The organism is Streptomyces sp. H39-S7 (assembly GCF_027158205.1).
Lineage (GTDB): Bacteria > Actinomycetota > Actinomycetes > Streptomycetales > Streptomycetaceae > Actinacidiphila.
This window is the reverse complement of sequence record NZ_JAPVLU010000019.1, coordinates 159,938-168,704: the sequence shown is the minus strand read 5'-3', so window position 1 is coordinate 168,704 and position 8,767 is coordinate 159,938. Positions and strand designations below refer to the sequence as shown.

Below are 8,767 nucleotides of genomic sequence, written 5' to 3'. Positions count from 1 at the left end.
ACTGGTTCCTGCTCGCCGGGGACTTCCACATGACACCGGCCAGCACATGCTGGCCGAACCGGCTGCAGGCGTTGGTGTCCTGCGCCTCGGCGGCCACCGACGCGAGCGCGGTCGGCGACGAGCCCGGCGGCTGGAACTGCACCATCGCGGAGCCGGCACCGCGCCAGGTGTCCGTGCGCGTGCACACCCAGGACGCGGGCGCGCCGCCCTCGGGCAGCCGCTGTGCGGCGAACTCCCAGTTGTTGACGGCCCGGACGCCCTGGCCCCGCAGCGCCCCGAGCCGGCACGCGCTGTGCGCCCAGTTCAGCAGGGCCTGCGCCCCGGTGGCCTCGCGCGGCTGCCGGGCCGGGGCGGCCGAGCCGCCCGGCGGTGGGGTGTACGTGAGGTGGACCGGGGTCAGATCACCCAGATCGGTCAACAGGAACGAGTGCTGCTCCACGATCTTCGCCGAGGAGCGGAACTGGAGCACCGGCCACACCGTCCCGCACTGGCCCTCCGGGGCGCCCGCGCCCGGCGTGCGGACAGGGTCGGTGACCCCGTCGGCCGCGACGCGCAGCGGCTGTCCGGGCCGGTTGGGCTGGAGCAGATCGCGGGTCTGCGCCTCGTCGACCCAGGGGGCGGTCAGGAAGCGGGTGTTGCCGTCGACGCGGCCGACGACGACGGCGGCGCCGGTGGTGACGTCCGCGTCGTCCACCCGGGCGAAGTCCAGTGCGGCGAAGCCCCTGCCGTCACCCGGCTCCGCGTACCGGACGATCCGCATCCCGTCGTGGAGCACCACCACGGCCGCCTCGCCCACGTCGCCCGCGTACAGCAGTTGGGGCGGCTGGGCGGGCAGGCCGCGCGAGGTGCCGGGGGTCGCCGAGACCCGCACCCGTTCCCCCGGCCGCGACCACACGGCGAGCGCGCGGCGCAGCAGTGCGGTGTCGTCCTTCCGGCCGCCCCGGGCGGGCCAGGCGGTGAAGTCCATCCGCGACGTGTGCTCCCACAGGGCCGCGTCGGCCCGCAGCAGCGCCGACGACTCCAGCGGGCTCGCGGACCCGGCGGGCGCCCCGTCGGAGGAGGAACCGTCGCTGTACGAGCCGGCGGCGTACGAGCCGGAACCGCCGTCGCCCGAGCCGGCCAGCGGCAGCAGCACCGCCGCGACCACCACGGCCGCGACCGCGACGCCCGCGGCCCGCAGGTGCTGGCGCCGGCGCAGCAGATCGGTCGGCCGCGCCTGTACCGTGCACGGGTCGAACTCGCCCCCGCCGAGCAGCACCCGGACCGCCCCGGCGCCCTCGCTGCCCTCAACGGTGGCCGCGGCGGCCTCGACGACGGCGGCGCGGGGGTCGGTGACGCCCGCCGCGGCCAGCGCCTTGCGGACCTCGCGTTCGGCCAGCCCCTCCAGCGCGCTCAGCGCGAACGCGGCGCGCGCGGGGCTGCCGAGTCCGGAGAGCGAACGGTCCAGGGCCAGTTCGTCCGTGCCGCCCGCCCTGGGGTGCAGCCGCAACCCCCACACGTGCGGCAGCGGCAGCCGGTCGCGGGCCTCGTGGACCCGCTTCCGCCACCCCTCCTCCACGCCGTGCGCCACCGCACCGCGCAGCACCTCCTGGCGCACCAGCGCGTACGCCGGATCGGGCGGGCCGCCGCGCGGGCCACCGGTGTCGGCGGCGACCGGATCGGGCGTGCGCCGCCCGCGCGGCAGCGCCCGCTGCACGAGGGTGTGCGCGGCCAGCACCCTGCGGTGCCGCCCGAGGGCGGCCGGCAGCGTCAGGTACGCCAGCCGCACGAGGTGCGGATAGTTCTCGACGATCGAGGCCTCGGCCTCCTCGACCTCCACAGGTCCGGCCTCCAGGGGCCCCTCGCCCTTCACCGGGCCTCACCCCGTTGCGCTGCGCCGGGCCGGGCGGCCGACCGGATACCCGCGCGGATGGTCGGGGGGCGGCGCCCCCCGAAAGAGTGCAGAACTGTCTCTTCCGATGTGTCCACACGGCGTCAAACGAGTGATTGGTGCGATGGTCACTCAATGCGGGACGAGCCGCACGGCCGGAAGCGGCCCGGGGCGGGCCGTCCGGAGGGCGCCGGAAGCCGGCCATTATCCGCGACGGCCGCGTGCCCGCGGCGCGCGCCCGCCGCCCCGCCGGCGGTCAGCGCGACGTCCGATTCCCGCCGGAAACCGGCCGCGTCCGGAGCGATCGTTGACCCATGACCATCACGCACGAGACCACGGCCTTCCGTACCGACGCCATCGATCCGGCCCTGCTCGTCCGCCTCCGGGACACCGACGACGCCGGCCGGGCACCGGAGTCGAGCACCGATGAGGAAGGCGGATCGCCGCTGCGCTGCTGCCTGCGGCACGCCGCGCCCGGCGACCGGCTCGCGCTCCTCTCCTACGCCCCGCTGCGCCACTGGGCGGCGGAGACGGGTGCGGACCCGGGTCCGTACCTGGAGCTGGGACCGGTGTTCGTGCACGCCGCCGCCGCCGCCTGCCCCGGGCCGCCCGCCGGGACCGGCTATCCGGTGGCGATGCACGGCGCCGACCGGGTCTTCCGCGCCTACAGCGCGGACGGCCGCATCCTCGGCGGGCGGCACGTCCGGCTCACCGACGACGAGGTGGCCGCGGGCGCCGCGGACGCGGAGCTGACCGCGATGTTCACCGACCCGGAGGTCGCCCTGGTGCACGTCCGGGCCCTGGAGTACGGCTGCTTCATGTTCGCGGTGCGCCGGGTGGGGTGACGCTCCGGCCGGCGGCGCGGACACCGCCCCGCCCGCTCAGGAGCGGTCCAGGTAGGCCAGCACGGCCAGCACCCGGCGGTTGTCGTCCTCGGAGAGCGGCAGATCGAGCTTGGCGAAGATGTTGGACGTGTGCTTGGCGACGGCCCGCTCGGTCACCACCAGCCGCTCCGCGATCGCGACATTGGACCGGCCCTCGGCCATCAGCGCCATGACCTCGCTCTCGCGGGGTGTCAGCTGTCCCAGCGGCTCGTTGCGCACATTGCGGGCCAGCAGTTGCGAGATCACCTGCGGATCCATCGCCGTACCGCCGCCGGCCACCCGCCGCACCGCGTCGACGAACTGGCCCGCGTCGAACACCCGGTCCTTCAGCAGGTAGCCGATCCCGCCGGTGCCGTCCGCCAGCAACTCCCGGGCGTACAACTGCTCCACGTGCTGGGAGAGGACGAGCACCGGGAGGCCGGGGATCTCGCGCCGGGCGTACAGCGCCGCCTGCAGTCCCTCGTCGGTGAACGACGGCGGCAGCCGCACGTCCACCACCGCCACGTCCGGCCGCAACTCCACCAGGGCGCGCTGCAGTTCCGGCCCGTTGTCGACCGCGGCGGCGATCTCGAAGTCGTACGCCTCCAGCAGCCGGACCAGTCCGTCGCGCAGCAGGAACAGGTCTTCGGCGAGGACGACGCGCACAGCAACTCCATGGTGAGCGGGGCGGGGCGGGACGGTGCTGGGCCCCGCCGCGCTGTCGGCGGGGCCCTCCCGGCGCAGCCAGCGCTGATGGGATACGGCTTACCGTAGCGGCCGGTACCGACAACCGATCCGTGATCCACCACTCCCGTCACACCGTCCACACCCGTCCCACGCGCGACAGCGAATCTTCATCCGGCTCTTAATCCCGGCTCACACGCCTGTCACACCGCCGGTGCACAGTGAACGGCATGTCCGCTCCTCCTCCGCCCGCCTCCGAGCAGAGCCCGGCCTCCGCGGCGAACGAGGCCATCCGCCGCTTCGTCCGGTCGCGGTCCGGCAGCGCCTGGACCCGGGCGGAGCTGGCGGAACTCGACCGGCTGCGCCGCGCCTGGCGCCGGGCCAGGTGCGGCGACCTCAGCGGGGACCGGTCGGCGGACAGGTGCGCCGACCGGACCGGGGACCTGACCGGCCCCTGACCCGGAAGGGCCGGAGCTCAGGCCGTTCCGGCCTTCCGGCCCCCCTCGGGCGCCGGGGCGACCGGCGCGCACGGCAGCTCCATCGTCACCATCGTCGGGCCGCCCACCGGGCTGTTCACGGCCAGGACGCCGTCGAAGGCGCCGAGGCGGCGTTCGATGCCCTGCAGCCCGCTGCCGCGCGAGACATCGGCGGCGCCGCTGCCGTCGTCGGTGACCGAGACGCGGAGCATGCCGCCCTCGTGCCGCAGGTCGATCCAGACGCGCCCGGCGCCCGAGTGCTTGGCGGCGTTGGTGAGGAGCTCGGAGACGGTGAAGTAGGCCGCAGACTCCACCGGCGCCTCGAAGCGGCCGGGCAGGTCGACGGCGACGTCGGTCGGGATCGCGCCGCGCAGCGCCAACGCCCGGACGGCGTCGCCGAGTCCGCGTTCCGCGAGGACCGGCGGGTGGATGCCGCGCACCAGGTCGCGCAGTTCGGTGAGCGCGTCGGCGGAGGACTGCCGGGCCTCGGAGAGGATCTTCCGGGCCTTCGCCGGGTCGTGCTCGATGAGGTGCTCGACGAGGCTGAGGTTCATGCCCATGGCGACGAGCCGGGCCTGGGCGCCGTCGTGCAGGTCCCGTTCGATGCGCCGGAGTTCGGCGGCGGAGCTGTCGACCGCGTCGGAGCGGGTCTCCGCCAGCCGGGCCACCCGCCGCTTGAGCGCCTCCTCCACCGCCGCCGGGGTGGGGGCCAGGCACGCCCGGGTGAGCAGGGCGTGCCGGTGCAGCAGCGTCGGGGCGAAGCGCAGTCCGAGCAGGATCCAGACGCTGCCGAGCAGGGCTGCCAGCACGGCCGTCGTCTGGTTGTGGACGGGGATGAACGCGTACCAGTAGGTGCCGCCCGCCGACACGATCGGCCGCCACACGGAGGCGGCGAGCACCCAGCCGAAGATGCCCTCCAGGAACAGCCCGGCGGTGAGGAACGCGAGGATCGTGCCCGCCGTCATGTCGACCAGCAGCCACTGCAGATCACGCCAGGTGGCGGGGTCCCTGATGATCCACTGCAGCCGCTGCCACTGCCCGGCGACCCCGGGCACGAACTCCGGCGTGGGGCGGTAGGGGCGGGCGATCTCGACACCCGACCAGCGCAGCGCCAGCCCCCGGCGGTGGTCGGCCGCGGCCCGCACCCGGCCGATCACCAACGGCGTGGTGAAGATCCCGATGCCGAGGACGACGAAGGCGATCGACAGCACGGAGAACACGAAGAGGACGATCGATTCGGCGAGGCCCAGCACCGCCAGGGCGAGTGCCCTCACCCCTGCGAGTCCCGCGTTGCGGACGTTCATGGCCGCCCCTCCCCGTTCGGTCGACCGTAGGCGACGCCTGTGCGCCACCATCCTGGCACCGCCCAGTCTGCCGATGGCGTCCGCGCAGGTCACTGGCGGTGGCCCCCCTCTGGGGTGTACCTGGCAACACCATCGGGACCGGGGGTCTGGACGGCTGGGGCCGGCGGCCGCGGATTCCTACCTTCAAGGGGTCGGAGAAACCGGCGGGAACCTTGGGGGAGCGACGGGATGAAGGACAATCTCGCGGCACGGCTCGGTGCGTGGAGCGCCGGCCACCGCAGAACGGCGATCATCGGCTGGCTGCTGTTCGTGGTGGTGGCCTCGGTCATCGGCGGCATGGTCGGTACGACGGAGATGAAGTCGTACGAGAACGGCGCCGGCGATTCGGCCGCCGCGGACAGGATCCTGTCCGAGCACGGCCTCGAGCACCCGGCCGGCGAGATGGTCCTGGTCCGCTCCCAGGGGCCGGGGCAGTGGAGGACGGCGGCGCGGGCGGTCGCCGAAGGGGTCGGCGCCACCGGCGAGGTGGGCAGGGTGCAGGCCGCGCTGCCCTCGCGGGACGACCGCGCCGCGCTGATCCGCTTCGAGATGAAGGGCAGGGCGGAGGACGCGGGCGACCGCGTGCAGCCGGTGCTCGACGCGGTGCAGAAGGTGCGCGACGGCCACCAGGACGTCCAGATCGACGAGTTCGGGGACGCCAGCGCCGGCAAGTGGCTCGGCGACATCATCAGCAAGGACTTCGCGAAGGCCGAGTGGACGGCCGTGCCGCTCGCGCTCGGCATCCTCCTGGTCGCCTTCGGCGCCCTGGTCGCGGCGCTGCTGCCGGTCGGGCTCGCGGTCACCGCGTTCATCGGGGCGAGCGGCCTGCTGGCGGTCGGCAGCCACAAGCTGCACATCTTCGAGTCCACCAGCTCCGTGATGCTGCTGATGGGCCTGGCCGTCGGTGTCGACTACTGCCTGTTCTACCTGCGCCGCGAACGGGACGAGCGGGCGGCGGGACACGATGCGGAGACCGCCCTGCGGATCGCCGCGGCCACCAGCGGCCGGGCGGTACTGGTCTCCGGGCTGACGGTCATGGTCGCGATGGCGGGCATGTTCCTGTCCGGCCTGCTGCTCTTCAAGGGCTTCGCGATGGCGACGATCCTCGTCGTGCTCACCGCGATGCTCGGCTCCGTGACGGTGCTCCCCGCCCTGCTGTCGCTCCTCGGCGACCGGGTCGAGCGGGGCCGGCTGCCGCGCTTCGGCCGCGGGACGCGCTCCCGCCGCCGGGCGGGCCGCGTCTCCGGCGCCGTGCTGCGGCCGGTCATCGCCGCTCCCAAGACCTTCGCGGTGCTGGGCGCCGGAGTGCTGCTGGCGCTGGCCGTCCCCGCGCTGGGGATGCACACCGAGTCGCTCGGGATGGACAAGCAGGTACCGGCGGACGCCCCGCTGCGCACCGCGTTCGAGCAGATCACCACGGCCTTCCCCGGCGGTCCCGCGCCGGCCAGGATCGTCGTGCAGGCCCAGGACATCGAGGCGCCCGGCGTCCGGGCCGCGATCACCGGCTTCACGGCGAAGGCGGCCGCGTCCGGCGAGTTCGGCAAAGGCGTCACCACCGCGGTGCACGCCGCCCAGGACATCGCGGTGATCGAGGTGCCGCTCGCGGGGGACGGCAGCGACGCCGTCTCGGAACACGCCCTCGCCACCCTGCGCGACGACCTGGTGCCGAACACGCTGGGCCCGGTCGCGGAGCACGCCTACGTCACCGGAGAGCTGGCCGGTTCCGTCGACTTCAACGCCCAGCTGAAGAAGGGCATCGTCCCGGTCTTCGTCTTCATCATGGGAGTGACGTTCCTGCTGATGCTGTTCAGCTTCCGCTCGGTGACGGTCGCCGTCACCTCCATCCTTCTCAACCTGCTCTCCGTGGGCGCCGCGTTCGGAGTCATGACCGCGGTCTTCCAGCACGGCTGGGGCGCGTCCCTGGTGGGTACGGAGTCGGTCGGCGCGATCGAGGGCTGGATGCCGCTGTTCGTCCTCGTGGTCCTGTTCGGCCTGTCGATGGACTACCACGTGTTCGTCGTCTCCCGGATCCGCGAGGCCCGCGACCGGGGGATCAGCACCACCGAGGCGGTACGCGACGGGGTGCGCTCCACGGCGGGCGCGGTCACCAGCGCCGCCGCGATCATGGTCGCCATCTTCGCGGTCTTCGCCACCCTGTCGATGCAGGACATGAAGCAGATGGGCGTCGGCCTGGCCGTGGCGGTGTTCCTGGACGCCACGGTGGTGCGGGTCCTGCTGCTCCCGTCGGTGATGGTCCTGCTCGGCGAGCGCAACTGGTACCTGCCCCGCTGGCTGGACTGGCTGCCGAAGGTGTCGCACGGCGAGGCGGCCGTCCCGGTCCCGCCGATCCGGGACGCGTACGCGGCGGAGGCGCTCCGCTGACCTGCGGCAACGGCCGAGGGGCCCGTCGAGTCGACGGGCCCCTCGGCCGTTCAGCACGTTCCGGTGGAGCGGATCAGACCTGGCCGGCCTTCTCCAGCGCGGTGCAGCAGGTCTCGACGATGAGGCGGGTCACGACGTACGGGTCGACGTTCGCGTTCGGACGCCGGTCCTCGATGTAGCCCTTCTGCTCGACCTCGACCTGCCACGGGATGCGGACCGAGGCGCCGCGGTCGGAGACGCCGTAGCTGTACTCGTTCCACGGGGCGGTCTCGTGCAGGCCGGTCAGGCGCTCGTCGATGCCGGCGCCGTAGTTCTTGACGTGGTCGAGCGGCTTGCTGCCCTCACCGAGGGACTCGCAGGCGGTGATGATCGGCTCGTAGCCCTCGCGCATGGCCTTGGTGGAGAAGTTGGTGTGCGCGCCCGCGCCGTTCCAGTCGCCCTTGACCGGCTTCGGGTCGAGGGTGGCGGAGACGTTGAAGTCCTCGGCGGTGCGGTACAGCAGCCAACGCGCGATCCACAGCTGGTCGGAGACCTCCAGCGGCGAGACCGGGCCGACCTGGAACTCCCACTGGCCGGGCATGACCTCGGCGTTGATGCCGGAGATCGCCAGGCCCGCGGCGAGACAGTTCTCGAGGTGCTTCTCGACGATGTCGCGGCCGAAGATCTCGTCGGAGCCGACACCGCAGTAGTAGCCGCCCTGCGCGGCCGGGAAGCCGTTGACCGGGAAGCCGAGCGGCCGCGAGCCGTCGAAGAAGGTGTACTCCTGCTCGATGCCGAAGATCGGCTCCTGGCCCTCGAACTGCTCGGCGATCGGGCGGAGCAGCGCACGGGTGTTGCTCTCGTGCGGCGTCATGTCGGTGTTGAGCACCTCGCACATGACGAGGACGTCATCGCCGCCGCGGATCGGGTCCGGGCAGGAGAACACCGGCTTGAGCACGCGGTCCGACGCGTGACCCACGGCCTGGTTGGTGCTGGATCCGTCGAAGCCCCAGGTCGGGAGCTCGGCGCCGTCGGCCAGGATCCTCGTCTTGGAGCGAAGCTTGGCGGTCGGCGAGGTGCCGTCGATCCAGATGTACTCAGCCTTGTAGGTCACGGGGCGCCATCCTTAAGCCACTGTCTTCGCGGGTGCGGTGATGCACTGAACGAGGG

General features: G+C 73.4%; 7 protein-coding genes. 3 read left to right on the top strand and 4 right to left on the bottom strand.

All coding sequences use genetic code 11. The annotated features are described in order from the left end of the window. Positions 1-1,852, bottom strand: a 1,852-nt coding sequence (locus O3X23_RS20345) for a hypothetical protein (RefSeq protein ID WP_269272863.1), incomplete at its 3' end; no start/stop codon positions are given. Positions 1,853-2,184: 332 nt separating this feature from the next. Here O3X23_RS20345 and O3X23_RS20340 point away from each other — a divergent pair. After that, complete coding sequence (locus O3X23_RS20340; protein ID WP_269272862.1) at positions 2,185-2,715, top strand: DUF1203 domain-containing protein; 531 nt, start codon at positions 2,185-2,187, stop codon at positions 2,713-2,715. 36 nt (positions 2,716-2,751) lie between these two features. Here the strand turns inward: O3X23_RS20340 and O3X23_RS20335 are convergent, their stop codons facing one another. Further along, positions 2,752-3,399, bottom strand: coding sequence for a LuxR C-terminal-related transcriptional regulator (locus O3X23_RS20335; protein WP_269272861.1), 648 nt, complete (start codon positions 3,397-3,399; stop codon positions 2,752-2,754). 248 nt (positions 3,400-3,647) lie between these two features. Between O3X23_RS20335 and O3X23_RS20330 the strand changes: the two genes are divergently transcribed. Beyond that, positions 3,648-3,875 carry a hypothetical protein gene (locus O3X23_RS20330; protein WP_269272860.1) on the top strand — a complete coding sequence of 76 codons (228 nt, stop codon included), beginning with the start codon at positions 3,648-3,650 and terminating at the stop codon, positions 3,873-3,875. Between the two features lie 17 nt (positions 3,876-3,892). Here O3X23_RS20330 and O3X23_RS20325 read toward each other — a convergent pair whose 3' ends face one another. Then, positions 3,893-5,197, bottom strand: coding sequence for a sensor histidine kinase (locus O3X23_RS20325; protein WP_269272859.1), 1,305 nt, complete (start codon positions 5,195-5,197; stop codon positions 3,893-3,895). Positions 5,198-5,425: 228 nt separating this feature from the next. Between O3X23_RS20325 and O3X23_RS20320 the strand changes: the two genes are divergently transcribed. Next, entirely contained in the window at positions 5,426-7,618 is a 2,193-nt protein-coding gene (locus O3X23_RS20320; RefSeq protein ID WP_269272858.1) for an MMPL family transporter, read from the top strand. Between the two features lie 73 nt (positions 7,619-7,691). On the opposite strand, the gene glnII is transcribed toward O3X23_RS20320, so the two are convergent. Next, on the bottom strand, positions 7,692-8,711 hold the full coding sequence (gene glnII / locus O3X23_RS20315) for a glutamine synthetase (protein ID WP_269272857.1): 1,020 nt from the start codon (positions 8,709-8,711) through the stop codon (positions 7,692-7,694). Positions 8,712-8,767 lie beyond the last annotated feature (56 nt).

Excerpts from the sequence above, each read along its gene's own strand:
- O3X23_RS20340 (WP_269272862.1), top strand. The coding sequence starts at position 2,185 with ATGACCATCACGCACGAGACCACGGCCTTCCGTACCGACGCCATCGAT.
- O3X23_RS20320 (WP_269272858.1), top strand. The coding sequence starts at position 5,426 with ATGAAGGACAATCTCGCGGCACGGCTCGGTGCGTGGAGCGCCGGCCAC.
- O3X23_RS20325 (WP_269272859.1), bottom strand. The coding sequence starts at position 5,197 with ATGAACGTCCGCAACGCGGGACTCGCAGGGGTGAGGGCACTCGCCCTG.
- O3X23_RS20330 (WP_269272860.1), top strand. The coding sequence starts at position 3,648 with ATGTCCGCTCCTCCTCCGCCCGCCTCCGAGCAGAGCCCGGCCTCCGCG.